Consider the following 20244-nt stretch of genomic DNA (forward strand, 5'->3'; position numbering starts at 1 on the left):
ACAGGAAACCAACAGGAGGTTTTGAAATGACGACCAGACGCACCTTTCTGAAAGGCTCCGCGGCACTCGCCCCGGCCGCCGCGCTCGCCACCCCGGCGATTGCCCAATCCACGATCAAGTGGCGGATGCAAACCTATGCCGGCCCGGCGCTGGCGGAACACGTGATCGACCCGGCGATCAAGATGTTCAACACCATTGCCGGCGACAAGATGCAGATCGAGCTCTTCTATGCCGATCAGCTGGTGCCCACCGGCGAGCTGTTCCAGGCGCTCCAGCGCGGCACGATCGACGCCGTGCAGTCCGATGACGACTCGATGGCCTCGCCCACCGAAGTGACCGTCTTCGGCGGTTACTTCCCATTCGCCTCGCGCTACTCGCTCGACGTGCCGGTTCTCTTCAACCAGTACGGGCTGAACGAGATCTGGGATGCGGAGTATTCCAAGGTCGGCGTCAAGCATATCTCGGCCGGCGCCTGGGACCCCTGCCACTTCGCCACCAAGGACCCGATCACGTCGCTGGAAGACCTCAAGGGCAAGCGCGTCTTCACCTTCCCGACCGCCGGACGCTTCCTGGCACAATTTGGCGTCGTTCCCGTGACGCTCCCGTGGGAAGACATTGAAGTCGCCGTCCAGACCGGTGAACTCGACGGCATCGCCTGGTCGGGCATCACCGAGGATTACACGGTCGGCTGGGCCGACGTGACAAACTACTTCCTCACCAACAACATCTCGGGCGCCTGGGCCGGTTCCTTCTTCGCCAACATGGATCGCTGGAACGAGTTGCCCGAAGACCTGCAGACCCTGTTCCGCGTCTGCTGTGACCAGTCGCATTACTACCGCCAGTGGTGGTATTGGGGCGGCGAAGCCAACCTGCGCGTGAATGGCACGAAGATGGAGCTGACCTCGATCCCCGACGAGGAGTGGTCCACGGTGGAGGAAGCCGCCGTCGCCTTCTGGGACGAGATCGCGGCGGAATCCGAAACCAAGGCAAAGGTCGTGGAGATCTTCAAGAAGTACAATGCCGACATGCTGAAAGCCGGCCGCCCATACCGCTACGGTTGAGCCGCGCCCACCGGAGGGATCGGCCCCGCGGGCCGACCCGACACGAGACCAATGACCGGCCCCTTGGGGCCGGTCGCCGCCTGACAAGAGGATGCACATGCCCGGTCCGCTCACCTTCGACGCCTTGAAAGCCGCCGCGATTGACGGCTCCATCGATACGGTTCTTGTCTGTTTCGTCGACATGCAGGGCCGCCTGATGGGCAAGCGTTTCCACGTTCAGAACTTCGTCGAGCACGCGTGGGAAGAAACCCATTGCTGCAACTATCTGCTGGCGACCGATCTGGAGATGGGCACGCCGGACGGATACCGCGCCACATCCTGGGCAGCGGGGTACGGCGACTACGTCATGAAACCCGACCTTTCGACGCTGCGTCCCGTTCCGTGGCTCGAAGGCACGGCAATGGTGCTCTGCGACATTCTCGATCATCACAGCCACCAACCCGTTCCGCATTCGCCGCGTCAGGTACTCAAGGCCCAGGTCGCGCGGCTGAAAGCCAGGGGGCTCACGCCGATGATGGCGACGGAACTGGAATTCTTCCTGTTCGAGAAGAGCTTTGATGAAATCCGAAAAGGCGGTTTCCGCGACCTCGCGCCGATCTCGGGCTACAACGAGGATTACCACATCCTCCAGACCACGAAAGAAGAGGCGGTGATGCGCCCCTTGCGCAACCATCTCGTGGCGGCCGGCATCCCGGTGGAAAACACCAAGGGCGAGGCGGAGACCGGGCAGGAGGAGCTCAATATCCGCTATGCCGATGCGCTCGCCTGCGCCGACAATCACACGATTGCCAAACATGCCACCAAGGAGATCGCCTGGGCCCAGGGCCATGCCGCGAGCTTCCTGCCGAAATGGCATCACGACAAGGTAGGCTCGGCGAGCCATGTGCATATGTCGCTCTGGCAGGGCAGCACACCGGCCTTTTTTGACGCCGATGCCCCCCATGCGATGTCCGCGCTGATGCGTCAGTTCTGTGCCGGGCTGATCGCCTATGCGCCCGACTACACCTTCTTCCTTGCGCCCTACGTCAACAGCTACAAGCGGTTCGTGAAGGGCACTTTCGCACCGACGAAGACCGCCTGGTCCGTTGACAACCGCACCGCGGGTTTCCGTCTCTGCGGCGAAGGCACCAAGGGCGTGCGCATGGAGTGCCGGATCGGTGGATCGGATATCAACCCCTACCTCGCCCAGGCGGCTTTCCTTGCCGCCGGCCACAAGGGAATCGAGGACGCGCTTGAACTTGCCCCGGCCACGACCGGCGACCTTTACGAGGACGGCTCCGCGGGGGAGATACCCGCGACGCTTCGCTCGGCGACCGAAACGCTCAGATCCTCTCGCATGCTGCGGGAAGCAATGGGTGACGATGTAATCGACCATTACACACGTTGCGCGGAGGTGGAGCAGGAAGAGTTCGACCGTGTCGTCACAGACTGGGAGATCGCGCGCGGCTTTGAGCGCGCATGACCGGCCTGTCGGCCGGTGCCTCCGGCGGGGATATATGGGACAGAAGAAACATGGACGGGGTGTCAGATGATCGAGATCGCTGATCGAACCTTGTTTGCTATGCATTTCAGCGGAGCAATGGCGAATGCCGCTGCGCCGGAAGCATCTACCGCGGCACGGCGCGTTTCGGGACACTCTGCACCATTCGAAACGCGGGCGGCGGAGAGCGCCGCAAAGCGCTCTAACACATCGGACTACCTCAACGGCCTCGGCGGTCACCGTGCCGGGGTCAGTTCCTACGCGAAGAACTGGAAATGAAACAGACAGTGAAATGTATCTCGCCGATCGACGGATCGGTATTTGTGGAACGGCCGCTCCTGAGCGAGGTCGAGGCCTTCGAGGCCGCGTCCCGCGCGCGCGCGGCGCAGGGGGCCTGGGCGGCGCGGCCGCTGGAGGAGCGGATCGCGCTGGTGCGCGCCGGGGTTGCCGAGATCGGCAAGACCACGGAGCGGATGGCCGAGGAACTGGCTCTCCAGATGGGGCGCCCGGTGCGCTATGGCGGCGAGTTCGGCGGGTTTAGTGAGCGTGCGAGCTACATGGCGGACATTGCCGCCGAGGCACTTGCCCCGATTGTCATCGAGGAAAGCGATGCCTTCCTGCGCAAGATCGAGCGCGAGCCGCATGGCGTGGTCTTCGTCGTCGCGCCCTGGAACTACCCCTACATGACGGCGATCAACACGGTGGCGCCGGCGCTGATTGCCGGCAATACGGTGGTGCTCAAGCACGCCGCCCAGACCATCCTGGTGGGCGAGCGCATGGCGGAGGCTTTCCATGCCGCCGGGGTGCCGGAGGACGTGTTCCAGAATGTCTTCCTCAGCCATGACGTGACCTCGGCGCTGATTGCCGGGCGGGCCTTCAACTTCGTCAATTTCACCGGTTCCGTGGGCGGTGGGCAGGCGATGGAGCGGGCCGCGGCGGGCACATTCACCGCCGTCTCCACCGAGCTTGGTGGCAAGGATCCGGGTTATGTGCGCGCGGATGCCGATATCCAGGCCGCGGCGGACACGCTGATCGACGGGGCGATGTTCAATTCCGGCCAGTGCTGCTGCGGGATCGAGCGGATCTATGTGCAGGAGAGCGTCTATGACGATTTCCTCGCCAAATGCATCGAGATCGTGAAGGGTTACAAGCTCGGCAACCCGCTGGATACGGACACCACCATCGGGCCGATGGCCAATATCCGCTTTGCCAATGAGGTGCGGGCGCAGATTTCCGAAGCGCTTGCGGATGGCGCCACGGCCCATATCGAGACCTTCGCCGAAGATGATGGCGGCACTTATCTCTCGCCGCAGATCCTCACGGATGTGACCCACGAGATGCGGATCATGCGCGACGAGAGCTTTGGCCCGGTCGTGGGCATCATGAAGGTCAAGGATGACGAGGAAGCCATCGCGTTGATGAATGACAGCGTTTTTGGCCTGACCTGCTCGATCTGGACCAGGGACACGGACGCCGCCGATGCTATCGGCAAGCGGTTGCAGACCGGCACGGTCTTCATGAACCGCTGCGATTATCTCGACCCGGCGCTTTGCTGGACCGGTTGCAAGGACACCGGGCGCGGCACAGGCCTCTCGGTTCTGGGCTTCCACGCCCTGACCCGGCCGAAATCCTACCATCTGAAGAAAGCCTGACGACCATGAACCTCGTTGGAAACTGGAACTATCCCACGCCGGTCCGCTTCGGCGCTGGCCGGATTGCCGAGATCGCCGATGCCTGTGCCACGGCCGGCATCACCAAGCCGCTGCTGGTGACTGACCGGGGCCTGGCCAGCATGGAGATCACCACCAAAACGCTCGAACTGTTGGACGAGGCCGGGCTGGGCCGGGCGATCTTTGCCGAGGTGGACCCGAACCCCTCGGACAAGAATGTCGAAGCGGGGCTGGAGGTCTATCGCGCAGGCGGGTTTGACGGGGTGGTGGCCTTTGGCGGCGGTTCCGGCCTCGACCTTGCCAAGACGCTCGCCTTCATGGCCAGACAAACCCGCCCATTGTGGGACTTCGAGGATATCGGTGACTGGTGGACCCGTGCCGACCCCGCCGGCATCGACCCGATCGTCGCGGTCCCCACGACCGCGGGAACCGGGTCCGAAGTCGGCCGTGCGGGGATCATCACCAATTCGGAAACCCACGAGAAAAAGATCATCTTCCACCCGAAGATGCTCCCCGCGGTGGTGATTTGTGACCCGGAACTGACTGTGGGAATGCCGAAATCCATCACCGCCGGGACCGGGCTCGATGCCTTCGCGCATTGCGTGGAGGCCTTCTGTTCGCCGCATTACCATCCCATGAGCCAGGGCATCGCGCTGGAGGGGATGCGGCTGGTGAAGGAATACCTGCCACGCGCTTATGCTGATGGAACGGATCTGGAGGCGCGGGCGCATATGATGTCCGCCGCCGCGATGGGGGCGACTGCCTTCCAGAAAGGACTGGGGGCGATCCATGCGCTCAGCCACCCGATTGGCGCGGTGCATCACACCCACCACGGCACCACCAACGCCGTCTGCATGCCGGCGGTGCTGCAATTCAACCGGGAGCCCTGCGAGGGCATTCTCGGTCGCGCCGCCGCCTACCTCGGGATCGAGGGTGGGTTCGACGGCTTCTGTGCTTTCGTTGGCGGGTTCAACGCCTCGTTGGGTATCCCAATGACTCTGACAGAGCTTGGCGTGCAGAACCCGGACCTCGACTCGCTGACCCGGTCCGCGTTGAACGATCCGAGCACCGGAGGGAATCCGGTCGAAATGACCTTTGAAAACACCCGGAAGCTGTTCGAAGCGCTGCTATAGCACCGACTGACCGGAACGCCCTTGAGCTCAGGGCGCGGCGAAACGGGGCCTGTGCGCCATGTCTCGCCGCGCTCTACCGGTGTCTCTATCTCGCGTCCGGTACTTGCCTCGGCATTCGTGCAACCGGAAATTGCGGCGCCCGCTGGCTGCACCAAGCGTCAGGCACCGGATCGCCTGTCTGGCCCCAGAGTCTTCGGCCGGGGCGGCAACCCCGTCTTCCACACCTTTCTGTCTCGCACGACCTTCGTCGTAGCGGCTAGGACAAGTACGCAAAGCGCTACTTTCGATTTGGTTTCCATCGTCCCTTCAATCAGAAGCGCGTGAACCACACTTCCGACAACCGTCACAACGACGAGGGTCGTGTGCGCGCGCAACCATATTCGCGGATGCAACCGCAACCGTCGACGAAAGGCAACGAGCGCCGCCGCGGCAAAGACAGCCCACATGGCGATGACACCCCAAACGGAAAACAGGGTCGGAGACCTGAAAAGAAGCGCGTCGATCACATCAGGCGGACTGGTAAACCAAAGTCCGACCACGTGGATCACAACCGCCGCGACCAAGCCCCAACCGACCGCTCGATGTACCCGCCGTCCGCGCTGCGGGGGAAGGCCCGGAAGCACTCCGCCTGCCAGCAACGGCTGGACAAGCAAGAGTGCCATTCCAACGATCCCGGCAAATCCGGCCGCGATGTAAACGGGTTGCCGCCACGCCAGCAACGGGCTCATTGCTGCCGCGGCAAGTGGGACCGCGCAGGCAATCGCCAAGATGCTCCAGATGAGTATCGAGGTGCCCCAGCGCATCCTGTTTGGTCCCGCGCGGCTCAGGCTGGCTGAAGAATGAAATGCGCCTCAAGGCTGGTATCTTTCGCTCTACGCATCACGGGGCGCAGGAACACCGTTTTGAAATCAGCGCTGTCGTAGGCAAGGTGGCCATGTGGCTGGCCGAAAGCAGGAACGATCTGCGGCATTTCCAACTGGAATACTCCGTTCTCATCCGTGAGAGTGGCCCCGTGACTATGAGGATCACGCTCGTGCCCCTCGGTGGTGTGCGCCCATATCTGGATTCGTTGCCCGGAGAGCGGCGCACCATCGCCCGCGCGGCGCACTGTGCCGGTCATCCAGAAGCCACCGGCGCCGATCCGCTCCACCACCGGCGCGCCAGGCAGGTAATTATTTGATCCGCCACGCATCGACCGCGTCGGCGCAAGGCCTTGAGCGCGGACGAATGACGGGATGCCGGTCAAACCGGTCGCCAACACCGCGCCGCCAGCAGTGAGTACGGTACGGCGATTGTGCAGGACGCTGGTCATAGAAATGTCTCCTATCGAGATTCACACCTGGTCAATGGGATCATCCAGACGCTCCGGTGAAGGAAGCTTAGCGCGTTTGCGAGGTTCACCCAACGGCTCGAACCATGGGCGTGGATCAACAGCATCCACGATTCCGTGATGGAAACAGATCACAGAGTCGTCGAACCTAGGGCCATGCTGCGAACGACTCGGCGGAAGTTTTGCCTCTGGCTTGGAAACTCATCATGCGGAAACGCCCGGGCGCTACGGACATATGCCGCTGAAAGAACCGGTTGAAGTAGGCCGCATCGCTGAAGCCGAGTGCATAGGCAACTTCGGCAACGTGCAGATTTGAATGCAAAAGGAGCGTCTTTGCTTCCTCCACAAGCCGCGACTGCACGTGGCGGTGCGGCGACGTCCCGATAGCGCGTTGCACGGCCGTTGTCAGCTTGTCACGCGAGACACCGAGTTGGCGCGCGTATTCTGTGACCGTCCAATGGTCTTGCAGGTGTTGCTCCACGAGTTCGAGAAATTCGTCCACAATCTGATGCGGCAGCGCATCCAGTTTGCGATGAGCTGTCCCAGTCACCCGCCATATCTCTATCAGCAATAGAGAGAAACAATGGTGAACCACCGATAACGCGCCCGGTGCCATATCGTACAGCTCACTTTCGATCTGATCGAACTGGCTTTGGAATCGGGCCAGCACGTTGGACGGCAGGTCGGGGACAATGCTGCGGTTCTCAACCGCGCGTCGCACATGTGCTGAGATCGGTCCCGTCGGCAATGCCCGCCCCACTGTTCGTTCCGGCGCTCTCAGAACGAAGCCCCGCGTTCCCGCGGCGACCGTCAGGCGGGCTTTGTGCTTCATTGGCGACCAGATCACGCAGGGCGCTTCCACCTCGCGATCGAGATCGTCGGACCGGTACCGGCCGCTTCCGGATACCAACACGAAGAGCGAAGAGCGCGCGCCTGCGGCGGCGAACTCCGTCGCAGTCAGCGCGCTCCTGATGCGCTCGGCCTGGATGGTCTGTTTGACGATCACCGCGCCCTCCCTCGCACCGATCGCCTCAAATGTGCAATAAATACCCCATTATGTCTATTCCAACCCGGCGATGGCCGTTTGTACGCTATGTGGCAAGCTCCAACCCCGATTGAACGAGGGCAAGAGGGCCGCAGAAGACGCGCGAAGAACGCGTCGGATTCACTGAAGACCAGGGAGGACATCCATGAAAACCAAAAGGACCGCTGTGACTCGCGCGTTGTGGCGATTCACGAGCGCTATCGGAGTCGCGGCGATTGCCGCCTTCGGCGTGACTGAGAGCCATGCGGCAGACGACAAGACCAGCATCACCATCGGGTATGCCGTGTCCAAATCCGGACCCAATGCTGGTGGCGCCGACATGACGGTGACCCCGAACTACGAACTCTGGGTAAACGAAGTCAACGAAGCCGGCGGAATCAAGCTGCCGGACGGGAGCCAATTGCCGATCGAGGTCGTCGAGTACGACGATCGATCCTCCGCCGAAGAGGTGGTGCGTGCCGTCGAGCGTTTGGCCACCCAGGACGAAGTCGATTTCATCCTTCCGCCATGGGGCACGGGCTTCAACCTCGCCGTCGCCCCTCTGATGGCGAAGTTCGGCTATCCGCACCTTGCCGGAGCCGCGGTGACCGACAAGGCGCCTGAATTCGTCGAGAGATGGGATACCAGCTTCTGGTTCATGGGCGGTGGCGGAGACTATACCAGTGCGCTCGCAGACATCCTTGTGCAGGCTCGCGACGCCGGGACGATCAACAACAAGGTGGCAATGATCTCAGTCGCCGATGGCTTCGGCATCGACCTCGTCAACGCGGCCCGCCCCGACCTCGAAGCGGCGGGCATGGAAATCGCCTATGACAAGGCGTTCCCGCCCCAGACATCGGATTTCGCAACGATCCTGAACGAAGCCGAGGCAACCGGTGCGGACAGTTTCATCGCCTTTTCCTATCCGCCGCACACCTTCGCGCTCACGAAGCAGGCACAGGTCGCCAACTACAGCCCGCCCGTTTTCTACCTCGGCGTGGGTGCCGGCTTCCCGGTTTATTCCGATATCTCCAGCGGCAAGATGGAAGGCGTGATGAGCCTCGGCGGGATCGACCCCAACAACGAGCTGAACGCCGCCTATCGTGCCAAGCATCAGGAGGTGATCGGGCGGGCACCGGACTACTGGGGCAGCGTGCTGATCTACGCCAGCCTCCAGATGCTCCAACAGGCGATTGAAAGGGTCGGGCTCGACCGCGCGGCGGTGACGGAGGAACTCTCAACCGGGACCTTCGAAACCGTTCTCGGCACCACGAAGCTGGAGGACAACCAGCTGCGCGACATCTGGTGGACCGGCCAATGGCAGGACGGCACTTTCGTAGCCGTTGCGCCGGGCGACCGCGCAGGCGCGGGTTCGGTCGTTCTGCCCAAGCCGGGCTGGCAATAAGACCCGGAGGCGGCGGGGCTGGGGATGCCCCGCCGCCACAACTTCCCAAGCTGCAACATCGCCCAAAGCGGCGAGAACAGAGCCCCAAATCATGTTCGAACACATCGTCAATGGCCTTGTACTGGGCGGAACCTACGCGCTCATCGCCATGGGCCTGACCATGCAGTACGGGATCGCGAGGATCATGAACCTCGCCTTCGGCGATACGATCATCGTCGCCTGTTTCGGCACCTACCTGCTGGTCTCCGCTTTCGCATTGAGCCCGCTATTGGCGCTGCTCATCCTCGTCCCCGGTGCCTTTGTCTTCAGCTATGCCGTGTTCCTCGCTCTGATGCAGCCGCTCGTGGCCCGCGCACCGAACCGCGAGGCCCTGGAGGTCGACTCAATCCTCGTCACCTTTGGCCTGCTTTTCGTAATCCAAGGCATATTGCTGGTGATATTCGGCGGTGCCTACACCAGCTACTCCTACCTCAATGTCGGCGTGAACGTGCTGGGAACGACTGTGTCCGCCAACCGCCTGCTCGCCTTCGTCATGGCGCTCGTATTCGGCGGCGCACTCATGTTCGTGTTGTTCCGAACGCGGTGGGGGATGATGCTGCGTGCGGTTGAACTCGCGCCAGAGAGCGCGCCGCTCTACGGAATCGACGTGGACCGCGTCGCGCGCTATGCCTTCGCCGTCGGTGGCGCACTCGCGGCATCCGGGGGCGTCGTTGTCTCGATGTACCAGACCTTCACAGCAACGGCGGGTGTCGTCTTCACCATGAAAGCGCTGATTGTCGTTATCCTGGGCGGCAAGGGGAGCCTGATCGGCGCGCTCATTGCCGGGATTGTGCTTGGGATCGTGGAAACGCTGGTCGCGGCCTACATCGACCCGGGGCTAACGCTTGCGGCGACCTATGCGGTCTTCCTCGCTATCCTGCTTTTCCGCCCGACCGGGCTGTTCGGAAGCGCGGCCTGACAGATGCCTACCTACGCCTCCCTTGCCCTCGTCGCCGTCGCCGTGTCGACCCTCGCCGCGGCACCGTTCTATCTCAGCGACTACGGAGTCGGCCTTCTGATCGGTATGTCCGGATACGTGACCCTGGCGACCGCCTGGGCCCTTTTCTCCGGGCCGACCCGCTACGTCTCACTCGCCACCGTCGCCTTCTTCGGCATCGGCGCCTACACGGTCGCCGTCTTCAGCGAAACGCTGCCCTATCCGCTCGTCTTGCTGCTCGCAGCGGCGATTGGCGGCACGGTGGCCGCTGTCGTCGGGTTGTCGACGCTGCGGCTCGCCGGGGTGTATTTCGTGATCTTCACCTTTGGCCTCGCCGAACTCGTGCGCCAGACCGTCACCTGGTGGGAGGTGAACATCACCGGCACACTCGGCCGCTACATCTTTCTGCCCTTCGAAGGGCGTCACATCTACTGGCAACTCCTCGCTCTGCTAACCGTGACTATGCTCATTGGCTGGCTGATCGGTCGCAGCCGGATTGGTCTGGCACTAAAGGCCATTGGCGACGACGAGGCTGTTGCCGCCCATGCCGGAATCGACGTGACGCGTACCAAGCTCGTTCTCTTCGTGCTGAGCGCCACGATCATAACGCTTGTCGGCGCGATACAGGCACCGCGCTGGACCTATATTGAGCCTTCCATCGTGTTCAACCCGACAGTCTCTTTCCTGACGCTTATCATGGCGCTGCTCGGCGGTCCGATGCGGCTCTGGGGTCCGATGGTGGGTGCGGTCCCGCTCTTTCTCCTGTTCGAGTGGCTTTCGGCCAACTTCCCCAACCATTTCTCGATCTTCCTTGGGCTTCTGTTCATCCTGATCGTCTTCGTTATGCCGAATGGCGTATTGGCAAAGCTTGAGGGCATTCGGAAAGGGGCGGCGCAATGACGCTGCAACTGGAAGTCGCAAACCTGCAGAAGCGGTTCGGTGGACTCGTGGCGGTGAACGATGTCAATTTCAGCTTGCAGGCAGGAGAGATCGTCGGACTGCTCGGGCCAAACGGATCTGGCAAGACGACTGTGCTCAATATGATCTCCGGCGCGCTACAGGCCGATGGGGGGCGTGTCGTTTTTCGCGGAACCGAACTCACGCGGCAAAAGCCACACCGGATCGCGCAGCATGGCGTTGCACGAACGTTCCAGCTCGTGCGGCCGCTACCAACCCTGACAGTGGCCGAGAACGTACTCGTCTCCTTCGCCTTCGGCCGTTACCGCCACTGGGGGCGTGAGGCGGAGAAACTGGTCGAAGAAAAGCTTGAATTCGTCGGGCTTGAAGGGCGTGGCCGGGAACGCGTTGGCAACTTGACATATATCGACCAGAAACGCATGGAACTTGCCCGGGCTTTGGCCTCCGAACCGAGCCTTCTTTTGCTCGACGAGTGGCTGGCCGGGCTTAACCCAAGCGAGCTGAAGACTGGTATCGAGCTTGTGCAGCATCTCCAGGGCGCCGGAATTACCATCCTGCTCGTCGAACATATCATGGAGGCTGTTCGCGCCCTTTGTACGCGCTGCATTGTCATGAACGCCGGCCAGATCATCGCCAGCGGCCCAAGTGCCGAGGTGCTGCAACAAAAAGAGGTGATCCTCGCCTACTTGGGGGACGATCATGCTTGAGTTGAAGCAGGTGACCGTCCGCTACGACAAGCACCTTGCGGTCGACGGGGTAGGGTTCTCCGTGGCCAAGGGCGAAACCGTCGTCATCCTCGGCGCCAACGGTGCCGGAAAATCCTCGTTGTTGAAGGCGATGGCGGGGGTCGTCGCGCCGGAAGCGGGGTCGCAGATAGCGCTCGACGGCACGTCGTTGGTTGGACGCAAGGCGCATGAAGTCACCAATGCGGGCATCGCGCTGGTCCCCGAGGGGCGCGGCGTGGTGGGGCTCATGACGGTGGAGGAAAACCTGCGCCTCGGCGCCACGCCGCCGCGCGCCCGTCATGACGAAGCCGCGCGGATGACGCAGGTCTTCGAGATCTTCCCGCGGCTGAAGGAACGCCGCGATCAACTCGTCCACACGATGTCGGGCGGCGAACAGCAAATGGTCGCCGTTGGCCGGGCGATGATGTCTAACCCGGACTACCTGTTGCTCGACGAGCCGAGCCTTGGTCTCGCACCCATCGTGGTCACGGACCTGTTCCGGGCGCTCGCCCGGATCAAGCAGACAGGTGTTGGACTGCTGATCGTGGAGCAAAACGTGCGCGTCAGTCTGCGGCACGCCGATCGCGGTTACCTGCTGGAGGCGGGGCGCATCACCGACGAGGGAAGCGCCGAAGAACTCATGAACGACGAAATTGTGCGCCACGCCTTTCTGGGCGGCGATATCTGAAGAAGGAGACCGCCATGGATGTTCTTGAATTGCTGATTGACGGGATGCATGTGCCGTCGGCGGACGGGCGGACCTTCACCCGCACCAATCCGCTCACCGGCGGTGTTGCCACGACAGCCGCCGCCGCAACGCCTGACGATGCCCGCAAGGCCGCGGATTCCGCCGCGCGCGCATTCCCCGAATGGTCGGAAACAGGCCCCGGAGAGCGACGGGCCCTGCTCCTGGCGGCGGCGGATAACCTGCAGTCGCGTAGCGCCGAGATCGCTGCGGCCATGGCCGAGGAAATAGGTGCGACGGTTGCCTGGGCCGGGTTCAACGTGCGGCTCGCCTCCGACATGCTGCGCGAAGCGGCCGCCATGACGACAATGGTCCGGGGCGACATCATTCCCTCGAACCGGCCGGGAAGCATGGCCATGGCAATGCGCCAGCCGGTCGGGGTCGTGCTGTCTATTGCGCCGTGGAACGCGCCGGTCATCCTCGGCGTGCGTTCCATCGCCATGCCGTTGGCCTGTGGCAACACCGTTGTGATGAAAAGCTCCGAGATTTCGCCGCGCACACATGCGTTGATGGTCGAGGCAGTCCAGGGCGCGGGCCTGCCGCCGGGGGTTTTGAACGTGATCTCCAATGCACCCGAGGATGCCGGATCGGTGGTGGAGGCGCTGATCGAACACGCGGCCGTGCGGCGGGTGAATTTTACCGGCTCCACCAGGGTCGGCCGGATCATCGCCGAGCTGTCGGCGCGTCACCTGAAACCCGCACTGCTGGAACTGGGCGGCAAGGCTCCGATGATTGTCCTCGACGACGCCGACCTGGACGCCGCCGTCGCTGCGGCCGCTTTCGGAGCCTATATGAACCAGGGTCAGATCTGCATGTCGACCGAACGCTTGATCGTCGATGAGAAAGTCGCCGACGCCTTCGTCGAGAAACTCGCGGAAAAGGTTCGGAGCCTCGATGTCGGCGACCCGCGCGAAGGAAACACAGCACTCGGGTGCCTGGTCGACCAGGGCGCCGCGGACCGGATCGGTGCGCTGATCAGGGATGCCACCGAAAAGGGGGCCACCGTCGTTGCCGGCGGGCAAATAAATGGTGTTCTGATGGAGGCGACGCTACTCGACAACGTCTCGCCGGCAATGCGCCTCTACAACGAGGAGAGCTTCGGCCCAACGGCATCGGTCGTGCGCGTCGGTAGCATCGACGAGGCCGTGCGTGTCGCAAACGACACCGAATACGGGCTTTCGGCGAGCGTTTTCGGGCGCGATGTGCCGCGTGCGCTGTCGGTCGCGAAACGCATCGAATCCGGTATGTGCCACATCAACGGGCCGACGGTTCACGACGAAGCGCAGATGCCCTTCGGTGGCGTCAAGGACTCCGGCTATGGCCGGTTCGGGGGGACCGCCGGGATTTCAGAGTTCACCGAGCTTCGCTGGATCACGATCCAGGAAGGAATCCCGCACTACCCGATCTAGGAGCCGGTCATGAATGACCTTCACGGCAAGCACTGCATCATCACAGGCGGCGCCGGGAGTATCGGCCTCGCCGCAGCAAAATTGCTCCGCGCGCAGGGTGCGCGGATTGCCCTTGTAGACTTGGATCGTGCCGCGCTTGAAGCGGCTGCCGCGCGGGCATTCGGTGCGCAAACCGACGGGATCGCACTGCTTGCAGCCGATGTGTCACGGGAAGACGAGGTCGAGCGCTGTGTGGGAGATGCAGTTTCCCGCTTCGGGCAAATCTCGGTGCTCTTCAGTAACGCGGGCAATTTCGGGGCGGTGGCGCCCATCGAAACCTATCCCACCGATGTGTTCGAACAGGTGTGGCGCGTCCATGTTCTCGGCGCTTTCCTGACAGCAAAACACGCGGTGCCGCACATGCAGAGCGGCGGTAGCATCATCATTACCTCAAGTGTCGCCGGCACCCGGGGCGATCCCGGCGTCTATGGCTATATCACGGCCAAGCACGCTCAGACCGGGTTGATGCGCTGCCTCGCCAAGGAGTTGGCACCGCGCGGTATCCGGGTCAATACAATCAACCCCGGACCGATCGACAACGCATTCCAGAAGCGCGTTGAGGACGGGCTGGGCGCCGAGATCGGGCGCGATGGAACAGAGTTCTTTAACGAGATCATCCCCATGCACCGTCACGGCACGCCCGAGGAAATCGCGCGTTCCGTGCTCTATCTCGCGTCGGATCAATCCAGCTTCACGACAGGGATTCAGCTGGGGGTCGACGGCGGGATGAGCGCCTGACACCGCGCTCAGCGGAACAGCGTCTCGACATAGCCCGCGCCGATCCCGACCGCGGCGAAATGCTTGCGACAGAGTTCGATGTAATTGTGCACATCGAAGTAGCCATCCGCCTCGCCGTTCTCATCAAGCCAGATTAGTGGCCCCGTCACCTTGAAGTGTACCTTCATCGGGTCTTCGTGTTCATACGCGACAAGCGTGTGGCCCTCGCCGGGGGTCTCGTAGACGAAATCGCCCGCTGTGGCGATCCAGTCGTGCTCCAGATACCCCCACTTCCCGGAAATCGTGTAGGCGAATACCTCGTGAGGGTGGTAGTGCCGGTTTACCAGCCCGGCAGACTTCGCCATGAGAACGTCGCACCACATGTTGCGCGCGGGCGAGATCCACACCGGCCGCGAGAAGACCGTCTCGGTGAATGGCACGTAGTATCGTTCGTCGTCATCCGCGATATTCGGAAGATAGACCTCCGGCGCCGCGTCCTCTTGAAAGACCTTGGAAATCGGCTTTATCCCGCGCCAGAACTCGGTGCCTTCACTCGTCGTCATGATGTCCATTCCTTGTGTGGGTTACTTGACGCTACTGGACGGGCGCCTCAGCCAGGCGCACCTCAATGCGGTGTCTCCCGCGCGATAGAGATATTGAGCAGCACCTGACGTTTTTCCCCGGTGGCCACTGCAATCGCCCTGTCGAGCGCGGCCGGAAGGTCGGCGCCTTCGGTGACAGATTCCGTGTAGGCCCGGCTGGCTTGCGCGGTCAGGGTGAAATCGGGGCTCGGTTGCAGCGCGGTCAGCGGAACTTCGTTCGCCCGCCCGGCATGGCCCTCACGATACATGCCCTGAACGGAGTGGCGCACGGCGCCCCACTCCTCGTTGTTCAGCACGAGGACAATCACCGGCAGAGCCAACGCCTCGGCAACCAGGTGGCACGCGGTCGGGTTCGAGAACATGTAGCTGCCGTCACCCATCGTGGCGACCACCAAGCGATCACGATCGGCCAGTTGCGCGCCCAGGGCCGCGGGCAGCCCCCAGCCAAGGCCGCCCGAATGCGGCTCCTGAAAATAACTGAGATGATCCTCCAGATCGAGTGGGATCAGCGGGCAGCCGAGTTCATGAAAGACACTGGCCTTACGCCCCTTGATCGCACGCCCGAGGCAGAGCGAGACCCACTCCTTCGTCATCGGCCCGGTGGCGCCTTTCGCTGCCCGCTCAAGCGCGGCGGTGCGGTTCGACGCCGCCAGCGACGCAATCCGCGCGCGGCGCGCGGCAACCGCTTGCACGTCCTTCGGAAAACCCCGCATGGCATCTATCAGGGCGCACACACCCGTCGCAGTTTCGCCGGCGAGTGTTATGTCCGCCCGGAAATTCCGCACCGGCGTGCGGGAGAATAGAGGATCCGGTCCGAGTTGGATGACGTTTGCATCCGGCCGCGGCGATACCTTGTCGGGCCACCAGGGCGCGAGGCTGTTGATCACGAGCACGACGTCGGCATCCGCAAGCAATGCGTCGGGCGAAGCACCCACTTGCATCGGATGTGTCAACGGAACCGCGACCTGGTTGGACCAGTAGTGCGACAGTGGGATCGCCCAGTCGTCCAGAAATCCGGAGAGCGCATCGAATGCATCCTGGCTGCCGGCGCCACGTTGCGCGATAATCAGCGGCGCTTTCGCTCCGGCCAAAAGCTCGGCCGCACGCGCAAGTGCCGCCGGCTCAGGTGCTGTCAGGACAGGGGCCATGGAAGAGGAACTGTCAATACCCTCTGACGGCGCCTCTTCGGCCAAAACCTCGCGCGGCAGGCTGAGGTACACGGGACCCTTCGGCGTCGAATTGGCAATCGCCCAGCCTCGGTCGAGCAACTCCGCGACCTGTTCGGGAAACCGGAGTTCGTAGTCCCATTTCGTGGCTTCCCGCACCAGGGCGGTCTGGTCGAACATCTCCTGCCCCCACCCGATAGGGACCGTGCGCGCACCGAACCGGCCCTGCTCCATTACCGGCGTGCGGCCCGACATCAGCAACATCGGGACATGGTCGCAGTGGGCATTGATCGCGCCGGTCGCACCGTTGGAGAGGCCGACATTGGTATGCAACATGACTGCCTGCGACCGCCCGGAGATCTGATAGTAGCCATGTGCCATACTCACCGCGGCATGCTCGTGCGGAACTGTGACGGCGACGGGCAAATCCACACCCCTTGCCCTCGCATCGATCAGGCCCTCGATGACCGGCGGGAAATCCGTCCCGGAATTGGCAAAGACGTACTCGACGCCCAATGCCTTGAGCTTACCGAACAGGGAACCTCCCGCGCTCAACCTTTGAGCATCGCCACGCATGAGAATCCCCTCCCAAGAACTCAGCCGCAAAGCGGAATTTCGACCAATCTATTCGGAAAAGAACCTGTTGGGAATACGGGTGAAACCGCCGTCACCGCGCCATGGCCACGGGCATGCACCCAAACACGTTGGTCCGACAGCCTGAGCTCCGATGGATGCCGATACTACCCGAGCGATCAGCGGGAACCGGCGTCAAAACGACAGGTGTCGCGGTACGTCACTCCAGGGCAAATCCGGTTATTGGCGCCATGTCGGGACGGGCGGCAGGGTTTCCGGACCGCTCCGCCCGATCATCGTCAGTCGAAGGTCAGAAAGCCGCTTTTCGAGACCGCGCTCGTTGTGGCCGATCCACCCAACTCATTGACGATGCGATCGTACTCCTCAAGGTACCCGGCGGGAAGGCCATGCGCGATGCCCTGATGGCAGTCGATGCAGGTCATGTTCTCGTCAATCGCCTTCTGGTGCTCTGCCGCTGCGCGATTCTCCTGAATCGTGAAATCCATATACTCGAAACTATGGCAGTTCCGGCATTCGCGGCTGTCAGATGCCTTCATTTTCGTCCAGACGAGACTCGCCATGTGCAGTCTGCGTTCGTCGTATTTCTCGTCTGTATTAATGGTGCCGACGATTTCGTGGTAGAGGTCCTTGCTGGCCATGATCTTGGCCTTCACCTTGTACTGCCACTCGTGAGGGACGTGGCAGTCCGGACAGGTTGCGCGGACCCCCGAGTGGTTGTTGTAGTGGACCGTTTCCGTGTACTCGTCGAAGTTCTTCGTCATGGTGTGACACGACGTGCAGAATTCCTCGTTGTTGGTCTCCTCCAGCGCCCAGTGGAATCCACCCCAAAACAGGATGCCGGCGACGAAACCCGCAATAATCAGGAAGCCGAGGCTGAAGACGCCGCTGGGGCTCCAGAACCCATTCCAGACGCGGCGAAGGAAGCCGGGCCGCGCACCGTTTTGCTCATGCTCTGCCATCGCAATTCTTTCCTTTGGGTTTCGCTTCAGCGGCCGGTCGACGATTCAAAGGTGTTCTCGACCAACTCCGGCGCATTTGCTTGCGGCACGTGGCACTGGTTGCAGAACCAGCGGGTGCCCGCGACATGATCCATCTCGGTACCGTCTCGGTCGAGATAGTGGGTCATCGACAATGTGGGCGCACCGCGGTCACCGGCGTTCGTCCAGTCATGGCAACCCAGGCACTGATTGGCACGCACGTCGATCTGGTACTGATCGATCGAGTGCGGGATGAGCGGAGGTTGCTGGCGGTATTCACGATTGAACCTCTGTGTCTCCTGTTGAAAGATCTGTTCGACCGGAACCTGCTCATCGACGCTCGCACCGCGGAGGCTGGAGAGCCCGCCCGCCGATTGCGCAAGACCGGCGCCGACGAGGGCCAGGGACGTAGCCAGGGCAAGGGCACCTGCAAGGATCGGCTTTGTCATGATGGGTCTCCGTTGCTCTATTCACGCTGCTGTCTTTTCGGACGGCACTATTGCCGCCCCGGTGTCGGGTGAGGCTTCGACATTGCTGTCGAAACGGTGGGTAAAGGCGAAGACGTCCATGGCGCAGACGTCGATGCATCGCCCGCAATTGGTGCAATCGGGCGAAAGGATCAGAGGGGTCGCGCCGCCCTTGCCCTTGAGCGCAGGCGAGATGACCTGGTTCTCGGGGCAGACGGCGTAACAATCCATGCAATCGTCGCAGGCGTCGCGGCGCACGGCGGAAACGCGAAGCAGGCTCTTGACGCCGACGAGAGAATAGAAGGCGCCGACCGGGCAGACATGGCCGCACCAGCCGCGCCGCGCCACCAAAAGGTCGAACAGGAAGATGGTCAGCACCATGCCCCAAACCCAGCCCATCCCGAAGACGAGGCCGCGGTGAACCATGGTGACAGGGTTTACAACCTCCCAGGCGATCGTGCCGGTCAAAGCGGAAACGATGAAGACAGCGCCAAGCAGCCAGTAGCGGGTCGCCCGCTTCGGTTGCCATCCTTTCTGAATTCCGAGCTTGTCATGAAGCCAGTGCGCGCTATCGGTGATCGGGTTGATGGGGCAAACCCAGGAGCAATAGACACGACCGCCGATCAGTGCGTAGACGACGAGCACGATCAACCCTCCGATCAGCGCGGTGCTCTCCGGCCAATGGCCCGAGGCCATCATCTGGCCCAGGATCAGAGGGTCGTTGAGTGGGAGGATGCCGAAGGTCTCGGAACCGGCGAGATTTCCCTTTACCCACCAGATGCCAAACCACGGCCCCATCAGGAAAAGAAAGAGAAAGAACGCCTGGCTCAGTCGCCGCAGCACGAGGTACTTGTGCGCGCCATACCAACCTTTTTTCTCCAACGCCTCCTGACCGGTAGGAAGATGGACCTTGCCTTTCGTGCTCATTGGCCGGTCCCTCCAGGCAGTGTGAAGGTCGGCTGGAAGCCACCCGCACTACCGTCGACAGCGCCAAGGCCGGGCTCGAAACCACCCGGTGCGGCGAGATTGTCGGTGCCCGGTCCGGGCAGGCGGTCTGGCAGGTCGATGATCCCCTCGACCACGGGCGCGCCCTTGGCGTCCTTTTCCTCCCACCCCTTGCGATAATGATCCGCCGGTTCGCCGCGCGCGAGCCGCACCGGCAGTACCTTGATCGCAGGTTCCGGAAGAACGCATTTCTTTTCGCAGATACCGCAGCCAGTGCAGGCTTCGGCAAACACCGTGGGGGCGAATATCGCGTGGTGGCCTGACCGCTCGTTGTGGCGCAATTCCAGCGCAATCGCCTCGTCGATCATCGGGCAGACACGGTAGCAGACATCGCAGCGAAGGCCGAGGAAGTTGAGGCAATTCTCCTGGTCCACCAATACCGCCGTCCCCATCCGGGCGTCCTCGATATCGGTCAGATCCTTGTCGAGTGCGCCGGTCGGGCAGGCAGCGACGCAGGGGATGTCGTCGCACATCTCGCAAGGCACGTCGCGCGCGGTAAAAAACGGCGTGCCGGTTGCCGGGCCGTCCTGGCCCAGATCTGCCAGGACCAGCGTGTCGTAGGGGCAGTCGCGCACGCAGAGCCCGCAACGGATGCAAGCCGCGAGGAAATCATCCTCCGCCAACGCCCCCGGCGGACGGATCGCCTGCTGTGGAAGCGCCCTCGCGTCGCGGGTGACATAGGCCAGAAGCGAGCCTGCCACGGCGCATCCCGCCGCCATGCGGGCGCTATCGGTCAGAAACCGACGGCGATCGACACGCTTTTTATTGGCGGCGGACATGGTTCGCTCCCGGGCTCAACCG

Annotated in this window: 20 protein-coding genes; 11 read left to right on the forward strand and 9 right to left on the reverse strand. The window is 62.5% G+C overall.

All coding sequences use genetic code 11. The features are described 5' to 3' along the window. Positions 1-26: 26 nt before the first annotated feature. The 4 genes from ARC39_RS16840 to ARC39_RS16860 all read left to right on the forward strand — a co-directional run bounded on the left by ARC39_RS16840 (position 27) and on the right by ARC39_RS16860 (position 5344). Positions 27-1061, forward strand: coding sequence for a TRAP transporter substrate-binding protein (locus tag ARC39_RS16840; protein WP_068115998.1), 1035 nt, complete (start codon positions 27-29; stop codon positions 1059-1061). Between the two features lie 97 nt (positions 1062-1158). Then, the gene (locus ARC39_RS16845) at positions 1159-2523 is read left to right on the forward strand and encodes a glutamine synthetase family protein (protein ID WP_068115999.1); all 1365 of its coding nucleotides are present in this window, start codon (positions 1159-1161) and stop codon (positions 2521-2523) included. A gap of 293 nt (positions 2524-2816) precedes the next feature. Beyond that, entirely contained in the window at positions 2817-4193 is a 1377-nt protein-coding gene (locus ARC39_RS16855) for an aldehyde dehydrogenase family protein (RefSeq protein ID WP_068116001.1), read from the forward strand. A gap of 5 nt (positions 4194-4198) precedes the next feature. Beyond that, complete coding sequence (locus ARC39_RS16860; protein ID WP_068116002.1) at positions 4199-5344, forward strand: iron-containing alcohol dehydrogenase; 1146 nt, start codon at positions 4199-4201, stop codon at positions 5342-5344. A 158-nt stretch (positions 5345-5502) separates the two neighbouring features. Here the strand turns inward: ARC39_RS16860 and ARC39_RS16865 are convergent, their stop codons facing one another. From ARC39_RS16865 to ARC39_RS16875, 3 genes are all read right to left on the reverse strand, one after another. Further along, positions 5503-6147: a ferric reductase-like transmembrane domain-containing protein gene (locus tag ARC39_RS16865; protein ID WP_068116003.1), complete on the reverse strand. Its 645-nt coding sequence runs from the start codon at positions 6145-6147 to the stop codon at positions 5503-5505. A 20-nt stretch (positions 6148-6167) separates the two neighbouring features. Continuing rightward, positions 6168-6656, reverse strand: coding sequence for a peptidase associated/transthyretin-like domain-containing protein (locus tag ARC39_RS16870; protein WP_068116004.1), 489 nt, complete (start codon positions 6654-6656; stop codon positions 6168-6170). Between the two features lie 166 nt (positions 6657-6822). Then, positions 6823-7680, reverse strand: coding sequence for a helix-turn-helix domain-containing protein (locus ARC39_RS16875; protein ID WP_068116005.1), 858 nt, complete (start codon positions 7678-7680; stop codon positions 6823-6825). A 184-nt stretch (positions 7681-7864) separates the two neighbouring features. Here ARC39_RS16875 and ARC39_RS16880 point away from each other — a divergent pair, with 184 nt between their 5' ends. The 7 genes from ARC39_RS16880 to ARC39_RS16910 all read left to right on the forward strand — a co-directional run bounded on the left by ARC39_RS16880 (position 7865) and on the right by ARC39_RS16910 (position 14653). Next, positions 7865-9103 carry an amino acid ABC transporter substrate-binding protein gene (locus ARC39_RS16880; protein ID WP_068116006.1) on the forward strand — a complete coding sequence of 413 codons (1239 nt, stop codon included), beginning with the start codon at positions 7865-7867 and terminating at the stop codon, positions 9101-9103. Between the two features lie 91 nt (positions 9104-9194). Beyond that, positions 9195-10061: a branched-chain amino acid ABC transporter permease gene (locus ARC39_RS16885; protein ID WP_236545287.1), complete on the forward strand. Its 867-nt coding sequence runs from the start codon at positions 9195-9197 to the stop codon at positions 10059-10061. A 3-nt stretch (positions 10062-10064) separates the two neighbouring features. Further along, a complete protein-coding gene (locus ARC39_RS16890; RefSeq protein WP_068116007.1) occupies positions 10065-10979 on the forward strand; it encodes a branched-chain amino acid ABC transporter permease in 915 nt (304 codons plus the stop codon). After that, positions 10976-11704 (forward strand): ABC transporter ATP-binding protein, encoded by a 729-nt coding sequence (locus ARC39_RS16895; RefSeq protein ID WP_068116008.1) that lies wholly within the window; start codon positions 10976-10978, stop codon positions 11702-11704. Before ARC39_RS16890 ends, ARC39_RS16895 begins: the two co-directional genes overlap by 4 nt. After that, on the forward strand, positions 11697-12410 hold the full coding sequence (locus tag ARC39_RS16900; protein ID WP_068116009.1) for an ABC transporter ATP-binding protein: 714 nt from the start codon (positions 11697-11699) through the stop codon (positions 12408-12410). The genes ARC39_RS16895 and ARC39_RS16900 overlap by 8 nt, the downstream gene beginning before the upstream one ends. A 14-nt stretch (positions 12411-12424) precedes the next feature. Beyond that, the gene (locus tag ARC39_RS16905; RefSeq protein ID WP_068116010.1) at positions 12425-13876 is read left to right on the forward strand and encodes an aldehyde dehydrogenase; all 1452 of its coding nucleotides are present in this window, start codon (positions 12425-12427) and stop codon (positions 13874-13876) included. A gap of 9 nt (positions 13877-13885) precedes the next feature. Beyond that, positions 13886-14653 carry an SDR family NAD(P)-dependent oxidoreductase gene (locus ARC39_RS16910; RefSeq protein ID WP_068116011.1) on the forward strand — a complete coding sequence of 256 codons (768 nt, stop codon included), beginning with the start codon at positions 13886-13888 and terminating at the stop codon, positions 14651-14653. A gap of 8 nt (positions 14654-14661) precedes the next feature. Here the strand turns inward: ARC39_RS16910 and ARC39_RS16915 are convergent, their stop codons facing one another. From ARC39_RS16915 to napG, 6 genes are all read right to left on the reverse strand, one after another. Continuing rightward, positions 14662-15195 carry a 2,4'-dihydroxyacetophenone dioxygenase family protein gene (locus ARC39_RS16915; protein ID WP_068116012.1) on the reverse strand — a complete coding sequence of 178 codons (534 nt, stop codon included), beginning with the start codon at positions 15193-15195 and terminating at the stop codon, positions 14662-14664. A 62-nt stretch (positions 15196-15257) separates the two neighbouring features. Further along, entirely contained in the window at positions 15258-16976 is a 1719-nt protein-coding gene (locus ARC39_RS16920) for a thiamine pyrophosphate-requiring protein (RefSeq protein WP_068116013.1), read from the reverse strand. Between the two features lie 296 nt (positions 16977-17272). Further along, positions 17273-17953 carry a NapC/NirT family cytochrome c gene (locus ARC39_RS16925; RefSeq protein WP_068116014.1) on the reverse strand — a complete coding sequence of 227 codons (681 nt, stop codon included), beginning with the start codon at positions 17951-17953 and terminating at the stop codon, positions 17273-17275. 26 nt (positions 17954-17979) lie between these two features. Continuing rightward, the gene (locus ARC39_RS16930; RefSeq protein ID WP_068116015.1) at positions 17980-18420 is read right to left on the reverse strand and encodes a nitrate reductase cytochrome c-type subunit; all 441 of its coding nucleotides are present in this window, start codon (positions 18418-18420) and stop codon (positions 17980-17982) included. 21 nt (positions 18421-18441) lie between these two features. Further along, on the reverse strand, positions 18442-19365 hold the full coding sequence (gene napH / locus ARC39_RS16935; RefSeq protein ID WP_068116016.1) for a quinol dehydrogenase ferredoxin subunit NapH: 924 nt from the start codon (positions 19363-19365) through the stop codon (positions 18442-18444). Continuing rightward, positions 19362-20222, reverse strand: a complete 861-nt coding sequence (napG, locus tag ARC39_RS16940; protein ID WP_078059332.1) for a ferredoxin-type protein NapG — start codon at positions 20220-20222, stop codon at positions 19362-19364. Before napG ends, napH begins: the two co-directional genes overlap by 4 nt. Between the last annotated feature and the right edge of the window lie 22 nt (positions 20223-20244).

The organism is Tropicimonas marinistellae, assembly GCF_001509585.1.
GTDB classification, from domain to species: domain Bacteria; phylum Pseudomonadota; class Alphaproteobacteria; order Rhodobacterales; family Rhodobacteraceae; genus Tropicimonas; species Tropicimonas marinistellae.

Bases quoted from the DNA above. Each gene is read 5' to 3' on its own strand.
- ARC39_RS16840 (WP_068115998.1), top strand. From the start codon at position 27: ATGACGACCAGACGCACCTTTCTGAAAGGCTCCGCGGCACTCGCCCCG.
- ARC39_RS16845 (WP_068115999.1), top strand. From the start codon at position 1,159: ATGCCCGGTCCGCTCACCTTCGACGCCTTGAAAGCCGCCGCGATTGAC.
- ARC39_RS16855 (WP_068116001.1), top strand. From the start codon at position 2,817: ATGAAACAGACAGTGAAATGTATCTCGCCGATCGACGGATCGGTATTT.
- ARC39_RS16860 (WP_068116002.1), top strand. From the start codon at position 4,199: ATGAACCTCGTTGGAAACTGGAACTATCCCACGCCGGTCCGCTTCGGC.
- ARC39_RS16865 (WP_068116003.1), bottom strand. From the start codon at position 6,147: ATGCGCTGGGGCACCTCGATACTCATCTGGAGCATCTTGGCGATTGCC.
- ARC39_RS16870 (WP_068116004.1), bottom strand. From the start codon at position 6,656: ATGACCAGCGTCCTGCACAATCGCCGTACCGTACTCACTGCTGGCGGC.
- ARC39_RS16880 (WP_068116006.1), top strand. From the start codon at position 7,865: ATGAAAACCAAAAGGACCGCTGTGACTCGCGCGTTGTGGCGATTCACG.
- ARC39_RS16885 (WP_236545287.1), top strand. From the start codon at position 9,195: ATGTTCGAACACATCGTCAATGGCCTTGTACTGGGCGGAACCTACGCG.
- ARC39_RS16890 (WP_068116007.1), top strand. From the start codon at position 10,065: ATGCCTACCTACGCCTCCCTTGCCCTCGTCGCCGTCGCCGTGTCGACC.
- ARC39_RS16895 (WP_068116008.1), top strand. From the start codon at position 10,976: ATGACGCTGCAACTGGAAGTCGCAAACCTGCAGAAGCGGTTCGGTGGA.
- ARC39_RS16900 (WP_068116009.1), top strand. From the start codon at position 11,697: ATGCTTGAGTTGAAGCAGGTGACCGTCCGCTACGACAAGCACCTTGCG.
- ARC39_RS16905 (WP_068116010.1), top strand. From the start codon at position 12,425: ATGGATGTTCTTGAATTGCTGATTGACGGGATGCATGTGCCGTCGGCG.
- ARC39_RS16910 (WP_068116011.1), top strand. From the start codon at position 13,886: ATGAATGACCTTCACGGCAAGCACTGCATCATCACAGGCGGCGCCGGG.
- ARC39_RS16915 (WP_068116012.1), bottom strand. From the start codon at position 15,195: ATGACGACGAGTGAAGGCACCGAGTTCTGGCGCGGGATAAAGCCGATT.
- ARC39_RS16920 (WP_068116013.1), bottom strand. From the start codon at position 16,976: ATGCGTGGCGATGCTCAAAGGTTGAGCGCGGGAGGTTCCCTGTTCGGT.
- ARC39_RS16925 (WP_068116014.1), bottom strand. From the start codon at position 17,953: ATGGCAGAGCATGAGCAAAACGGTGCGCGGCCCGGCTTCCTTCGCCGC.
- ARC39_RS16930 (WP_068116015.1), bottom strand. From the start codon at position 18,420: ATGACAAAGCCGATCCTTGCAGGTGCCCTTGCCCTGGCTACGTCCCTG.
- napH (WP_068116016.1), bottom strand. From the start codon at position 19,365: ATGAGCACGAAAGGCAAGGTCCATCTTCCTACCGGTCAGGAGGCGTTG.
- napG (WP_078059332.1), bottom strand. From the start codon at position 20,222: ATGTCCGCCGCCAATAAAAAGCGTGTCGATCGCCGTCGGTTTCTGACC.